26 protein-coding genes and 1 pseudogene are annotated in these 22,465 nt (G+C 62.4%); 8 read left to right on the top strand and 19 right to left on the bottom strand.

Annotated features, from left to right (window positions below; genetic code table 11):
* Positions 1-140 precede the first annotated feature (140 nt).
* From RHEC894_RS26860 to RHEC894_RS26840, 5 genes are all read right to left on the bottom strand, one after another.
* Positions 141-842: a DUF899 family protein gene (locus tag RHEC894_RS26860; RefSeq protein WP_010068406.1), complete on the bottom strand. Its 702-nt coding sequence runs from the start codon at positions 840-842 to the stop codon at positions 141-143.
* A gap of 247 nt (positions 843-1,089) precedes the next feature.
* Positions 1,090-1,992, bottom strand: coding sequence for an NADP-dependent oxidoreductase (locus RHEC894_RS26855; protein WP_085739781.1), 903 nt, complete (start codon positions 1,990-1,992; stop codon positions 1,090-1,092).
* Between the two features lie 88 nt (positions 1,993-2,080).
* On the bottom strand, positions 2,081-2,479 hold the full coding sequence (locus tag RHEC894_RS26850) for a DoxX family protein (protein ID WP_049733018.1): 399 nt from the start codon (positions 2,477-2,479) through the stop codon (positions 2,081-2,083).
* A 29-nt stretch (positions 2,480-2,508) separates the two neighbouring features.
* Positions 2,509-2,889, bottom strand: coding sequence for a glutathione S-transferase N-terminal domain-containing protein (locus tag RHEC894_RS26845; protein WP_085739780.1), 381 nt, complete (start codon positions 2,887-2,889; stop codon positions 2,509-2,511).
* Positions 2,886-3,734 (bottom strand): class III extradiol ring-cleavage dioxygenase, encoded by an 849-nt coding sequence (locus RHEC894_RS26840; protein WP_089152755.1) that lies wholly within the window; start codon positions 3,732-3,734, stop codon positions 2,886-2,888. The genes RHEC894_RS26845 and RHEC894_RS26840 overlap by 4 nt, the downstream gene beginning before the upstream one ends.
* Before the next feature lie 129 nt (positions 3,735-3,863).
* Here RHEC894_RS26840 and RHEC894_RS26835 point away from each other — a divergent pair, with 129 nt between their 5' ends.
* Together RHEC894_RS26835 and RHEC894_RS26830 are read left to right on the top strand one after the other, a co-directional pair.
* A complete protein-coding gene (locus RHEC894_RS26835; RefSeq protein ID WP_010067355.1) occupies positions 3,864-4,763 on the top strand; it encodes a LysR family transcriptional regulator in 900 nt (299 codons plus the stop codon).
* Positions 4,764-5,151: 388 nt separating this feature from the next.
* Positions 5,152-5,793 carry an alpha/beta family hydrolase gene (locus RHEC894_RS26830; protein WP_010068170.1) on the top strand — a complete coding sequence of 214 codons (642 nt, stop codon included), beginning with the start codon at positions 5,152-5,154 and terminating at the stop codon, positions 5,791-5,793.
* Here the strand turns inward: RHEC894_RS26830 and RHEC894_RS26825 are convergent.
* From RHEC894_RS26825 to pcaQ, 3 genes are all read right to left on the bottom strand, one after another.
* Complete coding sequence (locus RHEC894_RS26825) at positions 5,790-6,488, bottom strand: RES family NAD+ phosphorylase (protein ID WP_085739778.1); 699 nt, start codon at positions 6,486-6,488, stop codon at positions 5,790-5,792. The two genes, RHEC894_RS26830 and RHEC894_RS26825, sit on opposite strands and share 4 nt — an antisense overlap.
* Positions 6,485-7,006, bottom strand: a complete 522-nt coding sequence (locus RHEC894_RS26820; protein WP_085739777.1) for an MbcA/ParS/Xre antitoxin family protein — start codon at positions 7,004-7,006, stop codon at positions 6,485-6,487. The genes RHEC894_RS26825 and RHEC894_RS26820 overlap by 4 nt, the downstream gene beginning before the upstream one ends.
* 73 nt (positions 7,007-7,079) lie before the next feature.
* A complete protein-coding gene (gene pcaQ, locus RHEC894_RS26815; protein WP_085739776.1) occupies positions 7,080-7,997 on the bottom strand; it encodes a pca operon transcription factor PcaQ in 918 nt (305 codons plus the stop codon).
* 543 nt (positions 7,998-8,540) lie between these two features.
* Here pcaQ and pcaD point away from each other — a divergent pair.
* From pcaD to RHEC894_RS26785, 5 genes are all read left to right on the top strand, one after another.
* Entirely contained in the window at positions 8,541-9,350 is an 810-nt protein-coding gene (pcaD, locus tag RHEC894_RS26805; protein WP_085739774.1) for a 3-oxoadipate enol-lactonase, read from the top strand.
* On the top strand, positions 9,347-9,748 hold the full coding sequence (pcaC, locus tag RHEC894_RS26800) for a 4-carboxymuconolactone decarboxylase (protein WP_085739773.1): 402 nt from the start codon (positions 9,347-9,349) through the stop codon (positions 9,746-9,748). Before pcaD ends, pcaC begins: the two co-directional genes overlap by 4 nt.
* Before the next feature lie 9 nt (positions 9,749-9,757).
* Positions 9,758-10,507 (top strand): protocatechuate 3,4-dioxygenase subunit beta, encoded by a 750-nt coding sequence (gene pcaH, locus RHEC894_RS26795; RefSeq protein ID WP_085739772.1) that lies wholly within the window; start codon positions 9,758-9,760, stop codon positions 10,505-10,507.
* A gap of 2 nt (positions 10,508-10,509) precedes the next feature.
* The gene (gene pcaG / locus RHEC894_RS26790; protein WP_085739771.1) at positions 10,510-11,121 is read left to right on the top strand and encodes a protocatechuate 3,4-dioxygenase subunit alpha; all 612 of its coding nucleotides are present in this window, start codon (positions 10,510-10,512) and stop codon (positions 11,119-11,121) included.
* Between the two features lie 197 nt (positions 11,122-11,318).
* Positions 11,319-12,365 (top strand): 3-carboxy-cis,cis-muconate cycloisomerase, encoded by a 1,047-nt coding sequence (locus tag RHEC894_RS26785; RefSeq protein ID WP_085739770.1) that lies wholly within the window; start codon positions 11,319-11,321, stop codon positions 12,363-12,365.
* Here the strand turns inward: RHEC894_RS26785 and RHEC894_RS26780 are convergent.
* From RHEC894_RS26780 to RHEC894_RS26740, 9 genes and pseudogenes are all read right to left on the bottom strand, one after another.
* Positions 12,362-12,685, bottom strand: coding sequence for a DNA-binding transcriptional regulator (locus tag RHEC894_RS26780; protein WP_010067514.1), 324 nt, complete (start codon positions 12,683-12,685; stop codon positions 12,362-12,364). The genes RHEC894_RS26785 and RHEC894_RS26780 overlap by 4 nt on opposite strands.
* Positions 12,669-13,035, bottom strand: a pseudogene (locus tag RHEC894_RS26775) (type II toxin-antitoxin system RelE/ParE family toxin). The gene RHEC894_RS26780 and the pseudogene RHEC894_RS26775 overlap by 17 nt, the downstream one beginning before the upstream one ends.
* 92 nt (positions 13,036-13,127) lie before the next feature.
* Complete coding sequence (locus RHEC894_RS26770; protein WP_010067516.1) at positions 13,128-13,958, bottom strand: shikimate dehydrogenase; 831 nt, start codon at positions 13,956-13,958, stop codon at positions 13,128-13,130.
* Positions 13,959-13,962: 4 nt separating this feature from the next.
* Positions 13,963-15,030 carry a Gfo/Idh/MocA family oxidoreductase gene (locus RHEC894_RS26765; RefSeq protein ID WP_085739769.1) on the bottom strand — a complete coding sequence of 356 codons (1,068 nt, stop codon included), beginning with the start codon at positions 15,028-15,030 and terminating at the stop codon, positions 13,963-13,965.
* A gap of 42 nt (positions 15,031-15,072) precedes the next feature.
* Entirely contained in the window at positions 15,073-15,837 is a 765-nt protein-coding gene (locus tag RHEC894_RS26760) for an amino acid ABC transporter ATP-binding protein (protein WP_085739768.1), read from the bottom strand.
* A 55-nt stretch (positions 15,838-15,892) separates the two neighbouring features.
* The gene (locus RHEC894_RS26755; protein ID WP_071087128.1) at positions 15,893-16,534 is read right to left on the bottom strand and encodes an amino acid ABC transporter permease; all 642 of its coding nucleotides are present in this window, start codon (positions 16,532-16,534) and stop codon (positions 15,893-15,895) included.
* Positions 16,535-16,544: 10 nt separating this feature from the next.
* Positions 16,545-17,213, bottom strand: a complete 669-nt coding sequence (locus tag RHEC894_RS26750) for an amino acid ABC transporter permease (protein ID WP_085739767.1) — start codon at positions 17,211-17,213, stop codon at positions 16,545-16,547.
* On the bottom strand, positions 17,210-17,659 hold the full coding sequence (locus tag RHEC894_RS26745; RefSeq protein ID WP_085739766.1) for a type II 3-dehydroquinate dehydratase: 450 nt from the start codon (positions 17,657-17,659) through the stop codon (positions 17,210-17,212). The genes RHEC894_RS26750 and RHEC894_RS26745 overlap by 4 nt, the downstream gene beginning before the upstream one ends.
* A 301-nt stretch (positions 17,660-17,960) precedes the next feature.
* Positions 17,961-18,791, bottom strand: coding sequence for a transporter substrate-binding domain-containing protein (locus tag RHEC894_RS26740; RefSeq protein ID WP_085739765.1), 831 nt, complete (start codon positions 18,789-18,791; stop codon positions 17,961-17,963).
* 222 nt (positions 18,792-19,013) lie between these two features.
* Between RHEC894_RS26740 and RHEC894_RS26735 the strand changes: the two genes are divergently transcribed.
* Positions 19,014-20,909: a sugar phosphate isomerase/epimerase and 4-hydroxyphenylpyruvate domain-containing protein gene (locus RHEC894_RS26735; protein WP_085739764.1), complete on the top strand. Its 1,896-nt coding sequence runs from the start codon at positions 19,014-19,016 to the stop codon at positions 20,907-20,909.
* A 105-nt stretch (positions 20,910-21,014) separates the two neighbouring features.
* On the opposite strand, the gene RHEC894_RS26730 is transcribed toward RHEC894_RS26735, so the two are convergent.
* Positions 21,015-21,689, bottom strand: a complete 675-nt coding sequence (locus RHEC894_RS26730; RefSeq protein WP_010067919.1) for a GntR family transcriptional regulator — start codon at positions 21,687-21,689, stop codon at positions 21,015-21,017.
* Between the two features lie 59 nt (positions 21,690-21,748).
* A complete protein-coding gene (locus tag RHEC894_RS26725; RefSeq protein WP_049732592.1) occupies positions 21,749-22,417 on the bottom strand; it encodes a GntR family transcriptional regulator in 669 nt (222 codons plus the stop codon).
* Between the last annotated feature and the right edge of the window lie 48 nt (positions 22,418-22,465).

Here is a 22,465-nt window from a genome sequence, read left to right as displayed (position 1 = left end):
TTGATCCCGGGGAGACACTCCATTCTCCCCCCAATTGGGGAGCGCCACCGGTGCTCCCCTTTTTTCTTGAGTGAAAATACCGCCTTGCTGGGAAGACACAGCTGTCCCTCGCCGGCTCCTGTCCATGGGTCCGTCGGAACTCAATAGGACAGCTTCGGATACCAGTCCGGCGCCCGGCCTTCCGGCGTCGTGTCGATCAGGGTCCAGAGCGGCATCAGGTCGGGCGCGCCGCGCGGGTCCTCGCCGGGATCGGAAGTGACGTCGCCCATTTCCTGGCTCCAGAAGTGGCGGATGGTCCCGTCGCGCCGCGTGAAGACGTTGAAGGCAGCGCCATCGCCGCCGTCCCTGCCGACCGCGTGATAATCACGGCTGTATTCATCGGTCAGGTCGGAATAGAGCGGCAGGTGATGCCAGCCGCGCTCCTTCTTGAAGGCGAGCAGCCTTCCGATCGGCGAGCGGGCAACGACCGCAAGGGCGGCGCGCTGCTGGATGTCGGGCACTTCGCCGTCCCAGGCCGACAGCAGCGAGGTGCACATCGGGCACGGGCGCTCGCGCTGGGGGCCGTACATGTAGCTGTAGACGATCAGCGTCTGCTTATCCGCGAAGAGTTCGGTGAGCGAGATCGGCCCGCCGGCGCCTTCGAAGCGATAATCCTTCTTGACTTCGCCGCCCGGCGGCAGCGCCCGCCGCTGCCTCGCGACACGCTCGATGTGCCGGCGCAATTCGATCTCTTCGGCGAGCAGCGCGTCGCGGGCGCTACGATATTCCTCGGTCTCATTGGGAAACCGGACGCCATTCTTTGCCGCAAGCACGGCTGCAGGGACCAGATGCTGGTTATCCATGACATGTCCTCCTTCTGTTGCCGCGCGTCTCTGACGCGCCCAAGGACGCGCTGAAGCCGCAAAGGGAATTCTAGCGCATCGTTGGCATGACGATCGGAGGATGCGAAAATCGACAAGGGCGACGGGAAAAATCCGCCTTTGAGGAGCAGCGGAACAGAAAAACTGCACAAGCGGCCGAGACGGCCGGCATGAAGAACCTCATGCCGGTCGATGGGGTGTACGCGGCACGGGGCCGCGTCTCTGTCTTTCAGTGTTTGAGAACGACCTTCCCGGGAGCACCTGCCGCAACCGCGTTCTGGGCAAGGCCGATCTGCTCCAGGGTGAAGGTGTGGGAAATCGGGATCACCAGCTCACCGCTGGCGGCGGACGCCAGAATAGCGTCGAGCATGGCCGCGTCGGTGCGATGGTAGAGTTCACGGACGATAACACGGCCTGCGGCATTGGCGCCTTCCGGCACCGGAACGATGCTCGCAATCGCGCCACCGTCGCGGACATGACCGATGAGGTTGCCGGCCACCGGGCCGGCCGTGCTGATCGCATAGTCGAAGCTCGGGCTTACGGCGGCAACCGTGATGTCGAGCGCTTCGCCCGCCAGCGCCCGGCCTTCGTTCAGGCGCTCGGGCCGGACGCCGGCAACCGGCTGGGCGCCGATCTGCTTGAGGTATTGAATGGCGGACCGTCCGACCGTGCCGAGGCCGCCGGAAACCAGAACCCGGTCGCCGGCCTTGACGCCGAGCGCTTCGACGGTCTGCCGGCCGGTAAGACCTGCCTTGACCAGCGAGGCGCCCTGCTCGAAGCCGAGTGCGGCGGGCAGCCTTGCGATGGATGTCGAGGGAACCACACCATACTCTGCATGGGCGCCTTTGCCGTTTGCGGCAAAATCGGCGACGACCCGCTCGCCGACCGTAAAACCGGTCACGCCTTCGCCGAGTGCCGAGATGGTGCCGGCGGCGTCACCGCCGAGCACGGCCGGCAGCGGAAGCGGGATATACTGGGCCATGAAGCCCTGGCGGAGAATGAGATCGAAAGGGTTGACGGCGGATGCCTCGATCTTGATCAGGACTTCGCCCGGTCCGGGCTTCGGCGCCGGAAGGTCCGCGATTTCGAACTGGTCGACATCACCGTAGGATTTGAGAAGTGCCGCTTTCATGGCGTCTCCAGAATTTCAGCGTTTCGTTGCGCCTATGCCCAACTGCCGCCCGGCAGCCGGGCATAGGCGATTTCCGGATGGCGCGGTCTCAGGCCGTGGCGGGACGACGCGTGTTGTCGAGCGTCCAGGCTCCGCCGCCGGCAAAGGCGATGTAGAGGAAGATGAAGCAGAACAGGATGGCGCCTTCGCCCATGTTCAGCGCCGGCCAGAAGCCATACGGCATATGGCCCATGAAATAGGCGGCAGCCATTTCGCCCGAAGCGATGAATGCTGCGATGCGCGTTTGAAATCCGACGAGCATCAGAGCAGAGGTGATCACCTCGATTGCGCCTGCAACCAGCAGGAGGGCGGGCAGCGGATAGGGTACGCCTTGAATCGGACCCGGAAACTGCAGAAACTTCATGGTGGCATGTTCGAGGAAGAGCAGGGCCGCCATGATGCGCAGAAGTGCGAGGACGTATGGCGTCCATTTGCCGGTATTGATCATCGAGTTTCTCCAAAGAGGTTGATGGGAGGTCAGGCGGCGGAGGCCGCCTTCTTCAGTTCCTGGTTTTCTTTCCAGAGCTTCATCGACATGGCGAAGACCCCATCGACATAGTTCCGGTAAACCGTCATGCCCGCCGGATCGCGGCCGGCCTTCGCTGCGAAAAATGCAATGATATCGTCGGATTCGGTGACGTAGCGGCCGAGCTCGAGCTGCGCCGAAGGAAAGCTCACTCTGTCGAGATGCGGCGACAGCTCCGCCCGGATCTTCTCTTCCTGCTCGGTTCCGGGAACGAAGTCGCGGCTTTCCACGTCCGATCCCAGACCCGATTCCAGAAGGAAGAGGCGAACCTTGAGGCAGAAGGGGCAGTTTTCCTTGAGGTAGACGATCGGCTTGAAGGTTTCGCTGGTCATTGCGCATCTCCATGTGATTGAGGGGTCGAGGGCACGCGGCCGAAACGGAAGCTCGATGCGGTGAGCCCGCCGGCGAAGTCCTTCTGGTGATAGGTGGTGGCGCCGGCTTCGTTCTCGGCGGCGCCGACCACCACCATCAGCGGGATGAGATGGTCTTCGCGCGGATGCGCCGCCCGCGCAGCCGGCGCCTGCTGCCATTCGAGCAGCCGCTCGGTGCGCTTGTCGCAGGCCGTGTGAGCCAGCGTTTCCTGAAGCCAGGCGTCGAAGCGGCGGGACGGCTCATATCCGCCCGTGCCGCGCATGGCCGAAAGGTTGTGATAGCTGAGACCGCTGCCGATGATCAGGACGCCCTCGTCGCGCAACGGCGCAAGTGCCCGGCCGACGCTGATGTGCAGCGCCGGATCGTAACCCGCATCCAGCGAAAGCTGCACGACGGGGATGTTCTCTTCCGGATAGAGCGGCTTCATGATGCTGAAAGTGCCGTGATCGTAACCGCGGGTCGGATCGAGCGCCGCTTCGATGCCGCTCGCCCGCAGCAGATGCTGCACGCGGTTTGCGAGATCGGGCGAACCGGGAGCATTGTAGGTGATGTGATAGAGGTGTTCGGGAAACCCGTAATAATCGTAGACCATGCCCGGCTTGACGCCCGACGATATGGCAAAACCATCCTCTTCCCAGTGACCCGAGACCACGAGGATCGCCTTCGGCGCATCACCGAGTTCGGCGCGCATGTCGACCAGCGACTGTTCGAGCACATCGAAATTGCGGCGGAATTCACCCGTCATATAGGGCCAGGGGCCGCCGCCATGGCTGACAAAATAGGTCGGGAGTCTGGAATTTGTCACCGGAATTGTCCTTCGCATCATTGCCACGAGCATGGGGGCGGCGCTTCGATGGGAAAGATTTTGATTTTTTCTCCATTATTGATCAATGTGGCGAATATTGAAGAACCATTTCCTGGATGTTGATGATCAATGGATACGTTGACGAGCCTGCGGGTGTTCTGCACCGTTGCCGAACTGAAAAGCTTCACCGCTGCCGCCGATCGCCTTGGCGTCTCACCTGCAATGGCGAGCAAGCATGTGATGCAGCTCGAGAACCGGCTGGGGACGCGGCTGCTCAACCGAACCAGCCGCCATGTCAGCCTGACGGAGACCGGGCGGCTTTATTTCAACCAGACCAGGGAGATGCTCGAACGGCTGGACGAGGTGGAAGACGCCATCGGCAATGTGACGGTGGCGCCCCGCGGTACCCTGAAATTGAGTGCGCCGGTTTGGGCGGCAACCGGCTATTTTACAGACATGCTGGCAGCCTATAACCGGCGCTACCCCGATGTCTGCCTGGACTTGGATCTCAGCGGCCGGCTGGTGAACCTGGTTGACGAAGGTTTCGATCTTGCGCTGCGGGCAACGTCGCAGGACCGGCTCGATCCCGGTCTCGTCGCCCGCCCACTGACGAATGTGCAGTTTCGTCTCATGGCCTCGCCGGATTACCTCGCGCGAACCGGGCGACCTCAAAACGTCGCCGAACTCAACGGCCATGCATTGCTTCGCTACTCCGGCGTCAACCTCGGGGAAAGCATGTCGCTGGAAGGTCCGGACGGGCCACACAAGATCACCTTCCGCACCGTGATGCTCAGCGACAATGAGACAATTATGCATCTCGCGGCCCTGCGCGGCATGGGCCTCGCCTTCCTGCCGGCATGGATGGCCGAGCAGGATATCGAAGCCGGCCGCCTGGAAATCGTGCTTCCCGCCATCACGCTCGGTTTCAACAGCACACTTTACGCCGTCTATCCGAGCCGCAAATATCTCTCCGCCAAGGTCCGCACCTTCATCGACTTTCTGACGGCGAGCACCCGGGAGATGGGATAATCCTGCTCAGCGAAAAACGACGGGGCGAAAAAAATCCCACTTCGGAATCCCGAAATCCCCCCGCTTCGGGATTCCGAAATCCGACGCGTTTTCAGCGCCGTCGCCGCAGGAAAATATACAGTGATTTCAACGGCGCAGCCAATTTCGGGATTCCGAAGTGCTATATAGAGTATGGTGGGAGTTGATCCCCATCGCACCAGCATGAACTCAAGGCCGTCACTCCAGCCGATATCCGAAAAGCAAAAAGGGCGCTCGACCCTTGCGGGGAGCGCCCTTATCCTGTCGGACAGCGAACAGTTCGACGACGTCGATACCGCGCGCATCCATTTTTCAGGCAGGAGCCGTATATGGACCCTTCCGGCCTGACTTTCAAGGGACAGTTTTGCCGATGTCTGACAGGTTTCTGCTTCAAGGCCCCCGTGATGCCCGCTTCACCATTCTGCTGGCGCATGGCGCCGGCGCGCCGATGGATTCGGCATCGATGACATCGGCGGCGGAGGCGCTCGCCACGGTTGGTTTCCGTGTGGCCCGTTTCGAATTCGCCTATATGGCGGCGCGGCGCACGGCGGAGGGCCGCAAGCCGCCGCCGCGGGCCGAAACGCTCAATCCCGAATATGAGGCGGCGATAACCGCGCTCGGTGCCGGTGGCCCGCTGATCATCGGCGGCAAGTCGATGGGCGGCCGGGTCGCCAGCATGATCGCCGACGATCTCTATCGCAGGGAAAAAATCGCTGGGCTGCTCTGCCTCGGCTATCCCTTCCATCCGCCCGGCCAGCCGGAGAAGCTGCGCACCGGCCATCTCACCGGGCTCACGACGCCGGCACTGATCTGCCAGGGGACCCGCGATGAATTCGGCACCCGCGACGAGGTGCCGGGCTATGATCTCTCCGACAGGATCGAGATCCTCTGGCTCGAGGACGGCGACCACGACCTCAAGCCGCGCAAGACGATCTCCGGCTTCTCCACTGCCGATCACCTCGCCACGATGGCCAAGGCGGCAAAGGCCTGGGCCGAAGGTCTGCCGGTTTAAGCGCTATCTCTGGGCTGTCGTCGTCGGGTTGCAAGCTTCCTGACATCGATGCGCCGCTCGGTGGCAGAAACGGTGATTTCGAAATGATCGGCCTGCAGCACGTCGCGGATGTTCCTCGGCCGGTGCGCGGCGATGTTGACGCCGCCTCGCAGCCGGACACTGTTATAGAGGATGCCGGCGCCGCCGCTTGAGCGCACCTGTTCGCCCAGCACCTGCGACGCCCTATAGCTTTTGCCGTCATAGACGTCGGGCCGCAGCGCCTGTTCGCCGCGAATGTCGAGGTAATCGCCGATCAGGATGGCCGAATAGCTTCGATAGGTACGCGCCATCGTCGCTACCCCGCGCGCGACAGCCTCGCGCCGGAGATGATGGCCGACCTCGGCGGCGGCTGTCTTCAGATTGTCGGCGGCATACCAGGCACCGAGATCGGGGCCGTTGAAACGCATGCCGCCGGGGGCGACATGCAGGAAGGCCGCCATGACGATGCTGGCGTTTGCAGTGCCGTAAACCCACTCATCCCTGGGAAGCCGTTGGATGCGGTCGGCAACGAGACGGTCGTTGGTCCAGCCGACCAGTTCCATCACCGCTTCGAGATCGGCCGCCCTCGCCACCGTCTCGAAAAGCCCGATCGGCGGAAATTGCGATGGGATCAGCCGGTAGGAGGGACGCGGCGCCTCGGCAAAGCGCTCACTCACCGGAAGACGATGTCCGCATCTTCGTAAACCGCAAAAGCTTCGTCGAGCTTGTTCGGCTGCATATAGACGCCGCCTCGGGCGCCATCGAGGAAGCGGCGCACGGTCATCAGCCCGTCCTGGGTTCCGTTGGTGACGATATCAAGCGGCGGATGGCCGCCGAACACCGGCGCCTGATGCGGCACGCGCAGCCAGGCAACGCCGGCCCGTTCGTCGGCAAACAGTACGCCGAGCGCCTGATGGATGCCGAGCACGGCGGAAATCCGGGTCAGCGTATCGACATCGAGGGTGAAAGCCCCGTGCTCGCGCGCTTGCTTGGCCCAACTGTGATAGGTCGACCGCGAGGGATACCCGAGCACCAGCAGGCGCTGTTCTTCGCTCAAGCCCCAGAGATCGGCAATCGCCAGGAAGGTTCGCAAGGCCGGTGCACTCAGCCTTTTGCGATTTGCCGGCGCAAACCTGTCCGTCTCAAGCCGCTGCGGCCCCTGGCTTTCCCGCTCGCTGCGTCGTGCATGCTGCATAATAGCCTCCTGTCTTGAATTAGACATAGTCCAAATCTGGGCAAGCGACAAGCAGATTTAAGGGGCTGAGCCGTTAGGAAAGCTCCCCGGCCGCCTCGCGGATCGTCTGCATCAGGATCGATTGCGGCACCGAAGGCACGGCATCGGCGCGCATCGTCAGGCCGACCGGGCCTCTGGTCTCGCCGGTATCGACCGGCAGCAGCGCCAGCCGCCCGTCGGCGACGTCGCCGGCCACCACGCCGTTGGAAATGATCCAGATCGCGTCGCTCGAGCGCAGGAAGGCGCGGCCGAAGGAATCCGAGACCGTCTCGATCTGGTTCGGCAGGCTGGAGACGCCGTTGGCGATGAGGAAATTTTCGACCACCGGCCGGATGATCGAACCCCGCGTCGGCATCAGCACGGTGTAATCACCGAAACCCGAGAAGGGCGATTGGCCGCCCTTGAGAAGCGGATGGCCGGGGCGCACGGCAAAGACCACCTGCTCGGAATAGAGATGCTCGAAGGAAAAGCCCGCCATCTTCTCCGCCCCGGCCAGGCGTCCGACGACGGCGTCGAGATCGCCGACGCGAAGCTGCTCCAGCAGCACGGCATTCTCGCCGGTGACGATCTTCACCCGGCTCCAGGTCCGCTCCTTGAGGAAGAGCTCCATCGCCCGCGGCATGATGCGCGACGACACCGTCGGCAGCGCGCCGATGCGGATCGCCGGCGCATCGGCGAACTGCTCCTGCGAGACGGAATCGAGCCCCTGGCGCAGCGCCGTCAGCGCCGCCCCGGCGTGACGCAGGAAGACCTCGCCGTAACGGGTGATCTTGATGCCGCGGCCATCACGCTCGAAGACGGCAACACCCAGCGCCTGTTCCAGCTCGCGGATCGTCTTCGTCACCGCCGGCTGGCTGACATGCAGCAATTCGGCCGCCTTCATGACGCTCTTCTGCCGCGCCACTTCGACAAAGGTCTGCAGATGACGAAACTTGACGCGGCTGTCGATCATTCCATAACTCCGGGGTTATCGAAATGCCTGAAAATATCATTTTACTTAACCGGATCAACCGGTCAGTTTTGCGATTAGGAGTGTGTGCCGTTGGATGGGCCTTCTATGCCGGGACGAGTTTGGCGAAGAGCCTCCCCCACTCTCCGTCATCCTCGGGCTTGACCCGAGGATCCATGCCGCGGCGCTGGTGGGTGCCTCGTGGATGCTCGGGTCAAGCCCGAGCATGACGGAGAATTGGGGGGACGGACGGAGCCATTGCGGCGTTGACGACCGTGTCGGAAACGCACTTGCCGGCGGAACTGACTTGATGAGGGAGTGACGTGCAATTTGTGAGGGCCAACCAACCCCACTCTCCGTCATCCTCGGGCTTGACCCGAGGATCCATACCGCGGCTGCTGGCGGGTGCCGCGTGGATGCTCGGGTCAAGCCCGAGCATGACGGAGAAATGGGGGACGGACAGAGCCATCGCGGCGTTGTCGCGCCCCGCCAGCGGAACCAAACAATGCCGGCCTCTCGGCCGAGCCAACCTGATGAGGACGTGACGTGCAATTCGCCCGCATAAACGACGTGACGATCCATTATCAGGTGATCGGCGCGCCTGCCGACCGGCCGGTGATCGTCTTCATCAATTCGCTCGGGACGGATTTCCGCATCTGGCGCGATGTCGTGGTGCGGCTTGCCGGTGACTACGCCATCGTGCTTTACGACAAGCGCGGCCACGGCCTGTCCGATGTCGGCCAGCTCCCCGCGTCGATCGAAGACCATGCGACCGATCTCGCCGGGCTGCTCGATCTGCTGTCGGTGAAAAATGCCGTCATCTGCGGTCTGTCCGTCGGCGGCCTGATCGCCCAGTCGCTCTATCAGCGCCGGCCGGATCTGGTCGGCGCCCTGATCCTCAGCGACACAGCCCACAAGATCGGCACGGCCGAGAGCTGGAATGCCCGCATCGCCGCCGTTGAGAAAAACGGCATCGCCAGCATCGTCGACGCCATCATGGAGCGCTGGTTCACCCCGGCCTTCCGCCGGCCCGAAAACACCGCCTATTCGGGCTATTGCAACATGCTGACGCGCCAGCCGGTCGAGGGTTATATCGCCGCCTGCGAAGCCATCCGCGATGCCGATTTCACCGAAGCGGCCAAGACGATCGCTGTGCCGACGGTCTGCATCGTCGGCGACCAGGACGGTTCGACGCCGCCCGATCTCGTGCTCTCGACGGCGCGGCTGATCCCGGGCGCCCGTTACGAGGTGATCGCCGACTGCGCCCATATTCCCTGCGTCGAGCAGCCGGAGGCGCTGACGGCGATCATCCGCGCCTTCCTCACATCCATTCCACCTGGAGACACCAACCGATGAACGAGACCGCCTCCTCCGAGCGTTACCGGCAGGGCATGGCGACCCGCCGCGCCGTGCTCGGCGACGCCCATGTCGAGCGCGCCACAGCGGCAACGACCGAGTTCGACCGCCCCTTCCAGGAGCTGATCACCGAAGCCGCCTGGGGCCATGTCTGGTCGCGCCCGGCGCTGAGCAAGCGTGAGCGTTCGATCGTCACCATCGCCCTGCTGGCCGCACTTGGCCAGGATGACGAAGTCGCCATGCATGTGCGCGCCACTGCCAATACGGGAGCAAGCCGCGAGGATATCTGCGAGGCGCTCTTGCATGTGGCGATCTATGCCGGCGTCCCCGCCGCCAACCACGCGATCAAGATTGCCAAGCAGGCCTTTGCACAAATGGACGCCGAGAAGGCGGCCTGAAGGAGAGAGATGTCCGAACGACCCAACCAAAAGCCGGAGACCGGCGCCTTCTTCGCCCGCGACCGCGCCTGGCATGCGCCGGCCCTGACCCCCGGCTACAAAACCTCGGTGCTGCGCGCACCGCAACGCGCGCTGCTGTCGCTCGACGGCACGATTTCCGAAACGACAGGCCCGGTCTTCGGCCATTCGATCATCGGCGAACTGGACAACGACCTGATCCTCAACTATGCGCGGCCGGGCGAAAGCGCCATCGGCGAACGCATCATCGTCCATGGCCGGGTGCTCGACGAGCGCGCCAGGCCGGTTGCCGGTGCGCTGGTCGAGTTCTGGCAGGCCAATGCCGGCGGTCGCTACCGCCACAAGAAGGAAAGTTATCTCGCAGCGATCGACCCGAATTTCGGCGGCTGCGGCCGCGCCATCACCGATGAGGAAGGCCGCTACCATTTCCGCACGGTGCGGCCCGGCGCCTATCCCTGGCCGAACGGCGTCAACGACTGGCGCCCCGCCCATATCCATTTCTCGATCTTCGGCCACGGCTTTGCCCAGCGGCTGATCACCCAGATGTATTTCGAAGGCGATCCGATGATCTGGAAATGTCCGATCGTCGGCACCATCCCCGACAAGGCGGCGATCGAGCAGCTGATCGCGCCGCTCGACTGGGGCAATACCATCCCGATGGATTCACGCGCCTATAAATTCGATATCGTGCTGCGCGGCCGCCGCTCGACGATGTTCGAAAACAGGCTGGAGGGCAATTGACCATGCAGCAGCTCGGTTATCTCAAGGAAACCCCGTCGCAGACGGCAGGCCCCTATGTCCATATCGGCCTGACGCCGAATTTCTGCGACATAACGGGCGTCTACGACAGCGATCTCGGCACGGCGATGGTCAACGACAAGACGCTCGGCGAGCGCATCACCGTGACCGGCCGCGTCCTGGACGGCGCCGGCGCCCTGGTGCGCGATGCCGTTGTCGAGATCTGGCAGGCCGACAGCGCCGGCCTCTACAACAGCCCCTCGGAATTGCGCGGCGCCGCCGACCCGAATTTCACCGGCTGGGGCCGCTGCCCGACACGAGCCGAAGACGGCGTCTACAGCTTCGAGACCATCAAGCCGGGCCGCGTCCCCTTCAAGGACGGCCGCAGACAGGCCCCGCATATCACCCTCTGGATCGTCGCCCGCGGCATCAATGTCGGCCTGCATACGCGCATGTATTTCCCGGAGGAGGCCGAGGCCAATGCCGGCGACCCGCTGCTTGCCCGCATCGAACATCGCGAGCGCGTCGCAACGATGATCGCCACCCGCGACGGCGCGACCTGCCATTTCGACATCCATCTGCAGGGTGCCAACGAGACGGTGTTTCTGGATATTTGAGGGGGCTGGCCAGCGGCTTGTCCTTGAGGTTCAGTGCAAGGAGCCCCCTCACCCTGCCCTCTCCCCGAGGGGAGAGGGGATGTGCCAGACGAGATGACATGCCCATAGGCGCCGGCGCTGCCTCCAAACCCCTTCTCCCCTCGGGGAGAAGGTGGCGGCAGCCGGATGAGGGGGCCACCACCACAAACGAGCAATCCATGACCGCATCGCCCTTCGACCACCCCTTCCTCTCCGGCCTGCTCGGCGACGATGAAATCGCGCCCTATTTCTCCGCCGAGGCCGATCTTCGCGCCATGCTCTCCTTCGAGGCAGCACTTGCCAAAGCCGAGGCCGCCCATGGCCTCATCCCTGCCGAAGCTGCAAGGCGGATCGCCGAGGCCTGCGCCGGCTTTTCCCCCGATCTCGCCAGCCTGCGATCGGCAACGGCAAGGGACGGCGTCGTCGTCCCCGATCTCGTCAAGCAACTGCGCACCGAAGTCGGCGAGGAAGCGGCCAAAAGCCTGCATCTGGGCGCCACCAGCCAGGATGTGATCGACACCAGCCTGATGATCCGCATGAAGGCCATCACCTTCCTGTTTGCCGGCCGGCTTTCCACGATTGCCGGAGCGCTCGATGGTCTCGATCGCCAGTTTGGCCGTAGCCGGCTGATGGCTCACACCCGAATGCAGGCGGCGATCCCGATCAGCGTCTCCGACCGACTTGACGCCTGGCGCGCACCGCTGATCACCTATCGCGACCGCCTGACCGAGCAGAGTTTTCCCGTCCAGTTCGGGGGCGCCGCCGGCACGCTCGACAAGCTCGGGGCACATGGCCCGGCAATCCGCGCCTCGCTCGCCCAAGAACTCGGCCTCACCGATATCAGGCAATGGCAGAGCGGGCGTCTGCCGATCGCCGATATCGCCGGCCTGTTTGCCTCGATCTCCGGCAGCCTCGGCAAGATCGGCCAGGATATCGCCCTGCTTGCCCAGGCAGGCCAGGAGATCGAAATCGCAGGCGGCGGCACCTCGTCGGCGATGGCCCACAAGCAGAACCCGGTCGCCGCCGAAACCCTGGTCACGCTCGCCCGCTTCAACGCGACGGCGCTGTCCGGCGTCCACCAGTCCCTCGTCCACGAACAGGAACGCTCGGGTGCTGCCTGGACGCTCGAATGGCTGCTGCTGCCGCAAATGGCGATGGCAACGGCCGCTTCGCTGCGGCTGGCCGAGGAGCTAGCAGGAAATATCAGGCGGCTTGGAGCGGTTTAGCTCAGAACCTGAAGGCCGTGCTTCTGTACGATCGAAAGCAGCTTCAGCGCGATTCCGCTCGGCCGCTTGGCGCCGCTTTCCCACTTCTGCACCGTGGATTCGCTGGTATTGAGATATCGTGCGAATACCGGTTGGCTGACGTGATTGGTTTCCCGTAACGCCTTAATCTCTTCAGGATCGAGTACGCTGGGCGAAACGAGGCAAGTTTCATCGAAGGAGCGCATTGTTTCCTTGTCGACCGTGCCGGCACTGTACATTGCTTCGACTGAACTGTGGATCGCCTCGAAAGCATCGCTTTTGAATTTACGCTTCGTCTTCATTATCTACCTCCACGAGCGCGCCCGCTCGAAGTTCGGTTTCGATATCGGAGGCCGTTTTCTTGCGGTACAAACCAGCAAGCACCTTAAAAGCCGCCAGTTCCGCGTCATCGATATTCGCGCGATCTTTCTTGGCGAAAAGATAGGCGAACACCCAAAAATCGCCCGGCATTCGCCAGAACGATCGAACGATGCCGGTTGTCTTTTAGACGCTTTTTGAAAACACCGCCGCCCAGATCGTCGGCCTTACCCTCCGCCACTTGCATGATAGCTTCGCGCAATTCGGAATCGGATATATGTGCCTTGCGCGCCGCTTTGGTAAACCAACCTGTCTTGTATATGCGTGCGGCCATGATGTTATGTAGCACTAGGTGCTATACTTATCAAGGTCAGGCGTGACCTGGATCTCAAAGCGGGAAACGCCGGCCAACTCCAGCTCCAGTCATCAACCGAGCTTGGCGATTGCCCGCAGATTGTCGGCCGTCGTTGTCGGGAAATCGAAGAATTCGAGATAGGCGGGGATCTGTTCGAACAGCATATCCGTGCCGACCTGAAAGGTGCAGCCCCGCGCCCGGGCGGCCTCCAGGAAAGGGGTGATCTCCTTGCTCAACACCACCTCGCCCACGAAAGTCGAGGGGGAGATGCGGTCGACGTCGATCGGCAAAGGGTCGCCCCGCCGCATTCCAAGCGGTGTCGCGTTGACGACGATGTCGAAACCGGCCGGATCGAGTGAGCCGATCGTCACCCGCAAATGCGGATAATGTGTCTTCAGCCGGTCGAACAGCGCGGTCGCGGTCGTCTCGTTGGCGTCGAAGAGCGCGAGATGGGCGACACCCGCCTTCGCCAGGGATGCCGCGATCGCCGAGCCGACGCCGCCGGCGCCAATAACCAGCGCATTTGCGCCTTCGACCTTTTTACCCTTGCGCAGAACGCCCCGCACAAAGCCTTCCCCATCGAACATGTCGCCGATCAGCCTGCCGTTCGAATCGAGGCGCACCGCATTGCACGAGCCTGCGACTTTGGCGTTGGTCGAGGTTTCGTCGAGCAGCGCCATCGTCGCAATCTTGTGCGGCATGGTGATGAGCGCGCCGTGAATATTGGAGAGCCGGAAGACGAGCTTCAAAAACACCGGATAATCCTCCGGCCTGCAGCCCATCGGCACAACGACCGCGTCGATGCCGTTCTTCTCGAAATACGGATTGTAGATCAGCGGCGCCTTGAAGGACTCGGTGGGGTAGCCGAGATGGGCAATGAGTTTGGTCGTGCCGGTGATCATGTGGCTAGACTTTCTCAGGATCGGCAGAGGCGCCGGCGTCAGAGAGGTGGATCATCTGCCCCGAGCGCGCCGACCGCTTGATCGCTTCGACGACCCTGAGGGTGGCAAGGCCCTCCCGCCCGCTCACGAGAGGCGGGGCATCGCCACGGATAACATCGCAAAAATGGCTGAGCTGACGGCAAAGCGGATCGGCGGTTTCGCAGGCGACGCGCTCCTCGGCAAGCGGCGCCAGCCAATCCGGCTCGGCCGTGCTCGTCCAAAGCGTCAGATCGGGAATGCCGAGCGACCCCTTCGTGCCACCGATCTGATAGCAATGTCCGGCATAGCGGGGAAATGCAGGGTTCTCGCCGGTGGTCGCCTCCCAGCTCCAGGGTGCGGCCACCGCGTCGCTGCCGGTCAGCGTGGCAAGAACGCCGTTTGCAAACCGCAACGAGACGACTGAAGTATCCTCGACGGCGTGGTGGCGCACGGCGTGCGATTCCATCGCATGCACGGCCTCGACCTCGCCGAACAGAAATCGGAACAGGTCGACATCATGGATCAGGTTGACGAAGATCGGGCCGGCGCCGGCTTCCCGCCGCCAGGGGATGTCGAAATAGTCGTCGGGCTTGGCGACCCAGAAGGTGCCGTGCACCGTGACGATCCGGCCAAGCCTGCCGCCGTCGACGATCTGTTTGGCCGTCTGGATCATCGGGTTGTGGCGCCGGTGATGGCCGACGAGCAGCGGTATCCCTGCTTTCTCCCCGGCGGCAACGAGCGCTGCGGCAGCGTCGACGTCGTCGGCGATCGGTTTCTCGATCAGAACAGGAATACCGGCGGCGATAAGCTCCATGGCATTCTCGACGTGAAGCTGGTTCGGCGTTGCCACGATGACGCCGTCGGGCCTGTCCTCGCCGGGGATGGCCTGGAACGACGGGTAGCATCGGATGCCGGCATTGCGGGCAAAGTCGCGGCCGGCCGCAGACGGATCGATCACGGCGGAGAGAATGGTTCCGGGCTCGGATATGACCCGCTCGGCATGGCGTCTGCCGATCAGGCCGGCTCCCATGACTGCAATCTTCAATGGCTTCATGATCGGCTCCGGAATTTGACGAGATATCGGCCTTGAGACCGCTTATTTCCGCAGGATTTCTCCGAGAAACTTCCGGGTCCGCTCGTGCTGTGGGTTGGTGAAGAATTCGGCGGGCGGGGCTTCCTCGACGATCGCGCCGCTGGCCATGAAGATCACCCGATCGGCGACCTGGCGGGCAAAGCCCATTTCGTGGGTGACGCAGATCATCGTCATGCCCTCGTCGGCCAGCGCGATCATCGTATCCAGCACTTCCTTGACCATCTCCGGGTCGAGCGCCGAGGTCGGCTCGTCGAACAGCATCACTTTCGGCCGCATGCAGAGCGCGCGGGCAATGGCGACGCGCTGCTGCTGGCCGCCGGAAAGCTGGACCGGGTATTTGTCGGCCTGCTCCAGGATCTTGACCCGCTCGAGCAGCCCGCGTGCGCGTTCCTCGGCTTCCGCCTTGCCGACGCCGATCGCCTTCATCGGCGCCAGCATGCAGTTCTGCAGCACGGTCAGATGCGGAAACAGATTGAACTGCTGGAAGACCATGCCGACCTCACGGCGGATCGCATCGATGGTTTTGGCCTGGTCGCTGAGAAGGATGCCGCCGACCCGGATCTGACCTTTCTGGTAGGTCTCGAGATGGTTGATACAGCGAATGAGCGTCGACTTTCCGCTGCCGGAAGGGCCGCACAGGACGATCCTCTCGCCGCTGCGAACGGTCATGTTGATATCGTGAAGGGCTTGAAACGAGCCGTACCACTTTTCCACGTGCGCCATGGTGATCATGGCTTCCGCGCGTTGGGGGGGAACGGGTCTGGTCATCGGTAGAACTCCAGGATTGGCGGTCAAGGCCGCATCGAAGAAAAAAGGCTGCGGATCAGCGCGCCGAGGCGGCGAATTTCCGCTCGAGGCGCGCGCCGAGAATCGTCAGCGGGCAGCACATCAGGAAGTACAGGATGCCGACGACGCCGAAGACCGTCAGCGGCTGGAAGATCTGGTTGGAGATGATGTTGCCGGCCCGCGTCAGCTCAGTGAAGCCGACGATCGAAGCAAGAGAGGTGCCTTTGATCAGCTGCACGAGGAAGCCGATCGTGGCAGGCAGCGAGATGCGCAGCGCCTGCGGCAGAATGACGTCCCTCATGCGGGAGACGTATCTGAGGCTGAGCGCCTTTGCCGCTTCCGTCTGGCCGCGCGGCACCGCTTCGATCGATCCGCGCCAGATCTCGCCGAGATAGGCGCTGGCATGCAGCGTCAGCCCGATGGCGACGGCCACCCAGGCATCGAGCATCAGCCCGAGCAGAGCCAGGCCGTAATAGACCACGAAAAGCTGCATCAGCAGCGGCGTTCCCTGGAAGACGGCGATATAGCCGGCGGTCAGGCGTTCCAAGAGCGGGTTGCCCGAGACGCGGGCAAGAGCGACGCCGAGCCCGGCAATACAGCCGCAGACGAAGCCGACGGCGGACAGGACCACCGTCCATTTCAGGCCGATCAGGAGGAAGACGAATTCGTCGTGACCCATGGAATTCCTCCTACTTGACGGGGTATTTGAAGTAGCGGGCCGAAAACAGCGCAAACAGGCGCATCATCACCCAGGAAATCACGAAATAGAAAAGCGTGACGGTGAAGTAGACCTCGAAGCTGCGGAAGCTCTCCGACTCGATGCGCTGGGACACCGAGGTCAGCTCATAGGCCGAGATCGCCGAGGCAATGCTGGTGGTCAACGTCAACAGCACGAATTGGCTGGTCAGAGACGGATAGATTGCCCGCAATGCCGGCTTGAGGATGATCAGCCGGAAGACCTGCGCCTTGTGCAGACCAAGGGCGAGACCCGCTTCCATCTGCCCCTTGGCAATCGACTGAACGCCGCCGCGAATGATCTCGATGGCGTAGGCGCCGCCGTTGATCCCAAGCGCGATGATCGCCGTCGGCGTCGGATCCAGCCGGATGCCGGCGAGCGGCAGCGCGAAGTAGATGAAGAAGATCTGCACCAGGAACGGCGTGTTGCGGATCAGTTCGACGAAGGCGATGACCAGCCAGCGCGCCGGCTTGAAAGCGGAGTCGCGCAAGGCAACCCCGCCAATTCCGATGACGATCGCCAGCAGCATCCCGCAAATGGCAAGCAGGAATGTCCCGAGGCAGCCGAGCAGGAGGCTCGGCAGGCCATCGATAACGGGCGTGAAATCCAGCGTATAATTCATGCCTTCGCTGCTCCCAGCATGCCGGCCATCGCTTCGATGGCGAGTTCATAACCGCGGGGGCCAAAACCGATCATGATGGCGGTGGCGACCCGCGAGACGAGGGATTTGTGATAGATCTCCTCGCGGGCATGCACGTTGGAAATATGCAGCTCGATCTTCGGCGGATCGAAGGTTTTCAGCGCATCGAGCAGGGCGATCGAGGTGAAGGTATAGCCGGCCGGATTGATGATGATGCCGCAAGCCTCCTTGCGGGCCTGATGCACGCTTTCCACCAACTCGCCCTCGAAATTGGTCTGGCGGAAGTCGATGGCAAAGCCAAGGCTCTCCGCCCTTGCGAGGCACTTGTCCCTGATATCGCCCAGCGTCGCCGAGCCGTAGATCGCCGGCTCGCGCTCACCGAGCAGGTTCAGGTTCGGTCCGTTGAGCACAAAGATGGTTCTGGTCATGTCGCGCACCTCAGGGCCCTGGGCATGGCGGTTGCGTTGACGGGCATTGGTCTGCCCGCCTTCATTTTGGTCTTTCTCTGGTGTCAAAATCCCGCGCCGGGAGATCGCCGCCGCCCCTCATCCGGCTGCCGCCACCTTCTCCCCGTAAACGGGGAGAAGGGGATGTGCCGTGACCTCTCCGTCCCCATGACCCTTCGCAGGGCAAGTCCCCTCTCCCCGTCCTTACGGGGAGAGGGCTAGGGTGAGGGGCAGTCGGCAGCCACCAACGCGAACCGGACGGCAGCCACCCTTTACCGCTCACTCACTTCGCCGCGAACGGAATGCCTTCCAGCGTTTCCGGGAATTCCGGCACCGGAACCTTCATCCACTTGTCGTAGACGGCCTTGAGATCGCCGTTTGTCTTGATCTTGTCGATGAAGGTGTTGAGCGCCGCATTGATTTCCTTCTCGCCGAGACGCGTGCAGGCGCCGTTGTAGAGCTTCTGGAACTCAAGCTTGTTTTCGAATTCGCCCGGACGCGCCTTGTTCACCCGGTCCATGTAGAAGATGTTGCCGCCCAGCGTATCGACCTGGCCGGACACCAGGGCCTGAACGCTCGCGGCGTCTCCGTCATAGCGGCGGATCGTCGTGCCTTCAGGCGCGTTCTTCGTCACCTGCGTGTCCTGCGCAGCGCCTTTGGCGACGCCGACCGTGAACTTGGCCATGTCGGCATTCGTCTTGATCTCCGCCGATTTGGGGCCGATCAGCACGATGGCGTTGGCAACATAGGGCTTGCTGAACTGCACCGCCTTGGCGCGATCCGGCAGCATGGCCATGGTCGCAAACAGAACGTCGACGCGCCCCGCCGTCAGCGCCGGAATGCGGTTGTTGACTTCGAGCGGCACGAATTCGACGGAAACACCCAGTTCCTTGGCGAACAGCGTTGCGATGTCGGCGTCGAGACCGTCCTGCTTGCCGCCGCTGGTCACAAAGCCCCAAGGCGGATTGTCACCCTGGATTCCGACGATGATCTTGCCGCGAGCCTTGATTTCGTCAGGCGTGATGGCGGCGGCCGGTTGCGCCAAGGTGACGGCAGCCACCAGGGCCGCGGCTCCGAGCATGGCGTTTCGCCGCGTCAGCATAGATTTAAACATGATGTTTCCTCCTCTTTGGCGGTCGTTCGACCGGACAGCCACCTCACCTTTTGACTGTGGGAGGAATGATTGCCAGAGACGGACGCGCAAATCAACATAGTTTTTCAAAATCATATGAGATTTTATAATGCCTCAAGCTATTTGAATTCCTCACGAGATTTGCAATAATAGGTGAGAGCGATTTTCCCCGCATGCGGTTCGGATACCGAAAGGGCTTTGATAATGAAGACCTCGATTGCGACTGTGACGATCAGCGGCGAACTGCCGGAAAAGCTGGAGGCGATCGCCCGAGCGGGCTTCGACGGCGTCGAGATCTTCGAAAACGATTTCCTGGCATTCGACGGCAGTCCGACCGATGTCGGAAAACTCGTGCGCGACCATGGCCTTGAGATCACCCTGTTTCAGCCGTTCCGGGATTTCGAGGGCATGCCGGAGCCGCTTAGAAGCCGCACCTTCGATCGCGCCGAACGAAAATTCGACGTGATGCAGCAACTCGGAACGGATCTGGTGCTCGTCTGCTCGAATGTCTCGCCGGCAGCCTTGGGCGGCATCGATCGGGCGGCCGAGGATTTCCGGGAACTCGGCGAACGCGCCGCCCGGCGCGGACTGCGCGTGGGCTACGAGGCGCTCGCCTGGGGCCGCCATATCAGCGACCACCGCGACGCCTGGGAGATCGTGCGGCGCGCCGATCATCCGAATGTCGGCCTTATCCTCGACAGCTTCCATACCTTGTCGCGCAAGATCGACGTCAATTCCATCCGCTCGGTTCCCAAGGAGAAGATCTTCATCGTCCAGCTTGCCGATGCGCCTGATATCGACATGGACCTGCTCTACTGGAGCCGCCACTTCCGCAACATGCCTGGAGAAGGCGACCTTCCCGTCACCGCGTTCACCGAAGCCGTCGCCGCCACAGGTTACGACGGGTATTTCTCCCTGGAGATCTTCAACGACCAGTTTCGAGGCGGCCTGTCGCGTGCGATCGCCGCCGATGGCCACCGCTCGCTGATCTATCTCGGCGACCAGGTGCGGCGCCATCTCGGCACCGGCAGCTTGACCGGGGCGGCGATGCCGGAAAGAGCGGCCGTTCAAGGCGTCGGCTTCGTGGAGTTTGCCACGGACGAACAGGATGAAGTCGAGCTGGTGGCCTTGCTGCGCACCCTCGGCTTCAGACAGACCGCCGTCCACCGCACCAAGAAGGTCTCCCTGTTCGAGCAGGGCGAGATCCGTATTCTCGTCAATGTCGATCAGGCGGGTTTCGCCAATGCGGCCTATGCCGTGCATGGCACGTTTGCCTATGCCATGGCCCTGGTCGTCGACGATGCCGCAAAGGCATATGCGCGTGCGCTTGCTCTCGATGCCGAGCCCTTCGCCCAGCCTGTGGTGGAGGGTGAACTCGAGCTGCCCGCCATTCGGGGCGTCGGCGGCGGCATCGTCTATCTGATCGACGACAAGAGCGCTCTCGGCCGCTTTTCCGAAATCGACTTCCACCCGGTCTCCGACGACACCGGCACGGCGTCTGCCGGCCTTCTCCGCGTCGATCACGTCGCCCAGACGGTCGGCTATGATGAAATGCTCACCTGGCTTCTGTTCTACACGTCGATCTTCGAAACCCATAAAACCCCGATGGTCGACATCATCGATCCAGCCGGGGTGGTGCGCAGCCAGGTCGTCGAAAACCAGTCAGGCGCGCTGCGCATTACCATGAACGGAGCCGAAAACCGCCGCACCCTGGCCGGACATTTCATTGCCGAGAAGTTCGGGTCCGGCATCCAGCACCTGGCGTTTTCGACCGACGACATCTTTGCAACCGCCGAAAAACTTCGCAGCTGCGGTTTCAGATCCCTGCATATTTCGCCGAACTATTACGACGATGTCGAGGCCCGCTTCGGGCTCGATCCCGTCATGACCGAGCGGCTGAAAGCGGAGAACATCCTCTATGACCGGGACGAGCACGGCGAGTATTTCCAGCTCTACAGCGGCACCTATGGCGAGGGCTTCTTTTTCGAGATCGTCGAGCGCCGCGGCTATCGCGGCTATGGCGCCCCGAACGCAATTTTCCGCATCGCCGCGCTGAAAAGACAAATGCGCCCGGAAGGAATTCCGAAAGACGCCTACTAAAGCGCGGCTCGATCTTTCAGATACGCTCCTCGCGCTTTAGCTCTTTGGTTTTGCGCATGTCGTTGCCGCAAAACCGCTGCACACTTTTGCGCGACATGCTTTAAATCAGAGAATGCGGCCGCTCTTCAGCACATGCGCGACGCCGCTTTGAACGTGCCGTCTGACCACTTCGGTCGCGCCGGCGACGTCACGTTGAATGGACAGTTCGAACAACAGCCGGTGGTCATCGACGACAGGCTTGCCGCGGAAGCTTTCGGCCAGCATATGATAACGAAGGAAGCGGTCGAAGACGGAGGAAAGGGTCGCCATCAGCGTCTCTGAATTGCAGGCCGAGACGATCGCCTGATGGAACTCCCAATCGTAGCGGACCCAGTCGACCGTGCGCGACATATCGCCGGCCAGCAGCTTGCGCTCGGCGGCGGCCAGCCGGTGATGGGCAGCGACGATGCGCCCTTCCCATTCGAGATTTCCCGCAGCGAATGCAAGGCCGATCGCGTGCGTTTCAAGAACGATCCTGAGGTCGGCGAGCTCCAGCAGTTCCCGCCGCGAAGCCGGGCTGACTTCGAAACCACGCTGTCCTTCGGCGACGACGAGATTCTCCGTGGTCAGGCGGCTCAGAATTTCGCGCAGCGACGAAATGCCGATGGAGTAGCGCTCCTTGGCCTGCTCCAGCTTGATCTTGGCCCCCGGCGGCAATACCCCCGATATGATATCCTCGCGGATCTGCCGGAAAACGACATCGCTTACGGTTTCGGCCGGGTCATGGACTTGCTTGAGCATGGCTTTTCCTGGTTTGCCGAGAGGTGTGATGGCCCTGAACCTCGAAGAGGCGTCCGTTGCTATTTCAGCGTCCCTTTGGCGAGCGCATGTTCCACCCCGCCTTCGATATGAAACGCAAGCACCCGCTTCGCCGTCTCCGCATCCCGCCGCAAGGCCGCATCCAGAAGCTGCTGGTGTTCTTCCGCGGCAACGTCGCCCCGGTAGGACAGGGCGACCATCTGATATCGCAGATATTTGTCGAAGATCACCGAGTGGGTCTGCATTAGCAGTTTCGACCCGCAGGCGGAAATCAGCGCCTGGTGGAACTCCCAGTCGTAACGCTTCCAGTCCTCGGCCCTGCTGGTGTCGCCTGACGCCATGACCTTCTCCATTCGCGCCAATTTGTAATGGGCCGCGACCAGCGGCGCTTCCCATTCCACGTCTCCACGCGCGAACGACTGCTCCAGGGCATGGCTCTCGAGGAGCAGCCGCATGGCCGCCGTCTCCCTGAGGTCGGAAACCGACACCGGAGACACTTCGAACCCCTTCTGTCCCTCGGCGACAACAAGCCCCTCGGAGGAGAGCCGGTTCAGCACCTCCCGCAACGTGCTGATGCTGGTCTCGTAGGATTCCTTCAGGCTTTCCAGCTTCAGCTTTTGGGCAGGCGCCAGCCGCCCGAAAATGATGTCGGCCCGAATGCGCCGGTAGCTGCTCTCGGCAATGGTCTCGTTTACGACAGGTTGCAGCATCACCGAGTCTCTTATATTTCTATTATCATCGGATATATCGCTTTTCGG

The sequence above is a fragment of the Rhizobium sp. CIAT894 genome (assembly GCF_000172795.2).
Taxonomy (GTDB): Bacteria; Pseudomonadota; Alphaproteobacteria; order Rhizobiales; family Rhizobiaceae; genus Rhizobium.
The sequence above is the reverse complement of the archived record's forward strand: the minus strand, read 5'-3'. Positions and strand labels throughout refer to the sequence as shown.

What these genes read in the sequence shown, in the direction of transcription:
- RHEC894_RS26750 (WP_085739767.1), bottom strand. Translation starts at nt 17,213, where the DNA reads ATGAATTATACGCTGGATTTCACGCCCGTTATCGATGGCCTGCCGAGC.
- RHEC894_RS26860 (WP_010068406.1), bottom strand. Translation starts at nt 842, where the DNA reads ATGGATAACCAGCATCTGGTCCCTGCAGCCGTGCTTGCGGCAAAGAAT.
- RHEC894_RS26740 (WP_085739765.1), bottom strand. Translation starts at nt 18,791, where the DNA reads ATGTTTAAATCTATGCTGACGCGGCGAAACGCCATGCTCGGAGCCGCG.
- RHEC894_RS26780 (WP_010067514.1), bottom strand. Translation starts at nt 12,685, where the DNA reads ATGAAGACGAAGCGTAAATTCAAAAGCGATGCTTTCGAGGCGATCCAC.
- RHEC894_RS26845 (WP_085739780.1), bottom strand. Translation starts at nt 2,889, where the DNA reads ATGACCAGCGAAACCTTCAAGCCGATCGTCTACCTCAAGGAAAACTGC.
- RHEC894_RS26820 (WP_085739777.1), bottom strand. Translation starts at nt 7,006, where the DNA reads ATGCAGCATGCACGACGCAGCGAGCGGGAAAGCCAGGGGCCGCAGCGG.
- RHEC894_RS26730 (WP_010067919.1), bottom strand. Translation starts at nt 21,689, where the DNA reads ATGCTCAAGCAAGTCCATGACCCGGCCGAAACCGTAAGCGATGTCGTT.
- pcaC (WP_085739773.1), top strand. Translation starts at nt 9,347, where the DNA reads ATGAACGAGACCGCCTCCTCCGAGCGTTACCGGCAGGGCATGGCGACC.
- RHEC894_RS26745 (WP_085739766.1), bottom strand. Translation starts at nt 17,659, where the DNA reads ATGACCAGAACCATCTTTGTGCTCAACGGACCGAACCTGAACCTGCTC.
- pcaQ (WP_085739776.1), bottom strand. Translation starts at nt 7,997, where the DNA reads ATGATCGACAGCCGCGTCAAGTTTCGTCATCTGCAGACCTTTGTCGAA.
- RHEC894_RS26735 (WP_085739764.1), top strand. Translation starts at nt 19,014, where the DNA reads ATGAAGACCTCGATTGCGACTGTGACGATCAGCGGCGAACTGCCGGAA.
- RHEC894_RS26850 (WP_049733018.1), bottom strand. Translation starts at nt 2,479, where the DNA reads ATGATCAATACCGGCAAATGGACGCCATACGTCCTCGCACTTCTGCGC.
- RHEC894_RS26785 (WP_085739770.1), top strand. Translation starts at nt 11,319, where the DNA reads ATGACCGCATCGCCCTTCGACCACCCCTTCCTCTCCGGCCTGCTCGGC.
- pcaG (WP_085739771.1), top strand. Translation starts at nt 10,510, where the DNA reads ATGCAGCAGCTCGGTTATCTCAAGGAAACCCCGTCGCAGACGGCAGGC.
- RHEC894_RS26755 (WP_071087128.1), bottom strand. Translation starts at nt 16,534, where the DNA reads ATGGGTCACGACGAATTCGTCTTCCTCCTGATCGGCCTGAAATGGACG.
- RHEC894_RS26835 (WP_010067355.1), top strand. Translation starts at nt 3,864, where the DNA reads ATGGATACGTTGACGAGCCTGCGGGTGTTCTGCACCGTTGCCGAACTG.
- RHEC894_RS26830 (WP_010068170.1), top strand. Translation starts at nt 5,152, where the DNA reads ATGTCTGACAGGTTTCTGCTTCAAGGCCCCCGTGATGCCCGCTTCACC.
- RHEC894_RS26765 (WP_085739769.1), bottom strand. Translation starts at nt 15,030, where the DNA reads ATGAAGCCATTGAAGATTGCAGTCATGGGAGCCGGCCTGATCGGCAGA.
- RHEC894_RS26770 (WP_010067516.1), bottom strand. Translation starts at nt 13,958, where the DNA reads ATGATCACCGGCACGACCAAACTCATTGCCCATCTCGGCTACCCCACC.
- pcaH (WP_085739772.1), top strand. Translation starts at nt 9,758, where the DNA reads ATGTCCGAACGACCCAACCAAAAGCCGGAGACCGGCGCCTTCTTCGCC.
- RHEC894_RS26760 (WP_085739768.1), bottom strand. Translation starts at nt 15,837, where the DNA reads ATGACCAGACCCGTTCCCCCCCAACGCGCGGAAGCCATGATCACCATG.
- RHEC894_RS26855 (WP_085739781.1), bottom strand. Translation starts at nt 1,992, where the DNA reads ATGAAAGCGGCACTTCTCAAATCCTACGGTGATGTCGACCAGTTCGAA.
- RHEC894_RS26725 (WP_049732592.1), bottom strand. Translation starts at nt 22,417, where the DNA reads ATGCTGCAACCTGTCGTAAACGAGACCATTGCCGAGAGCAGCTACCGG.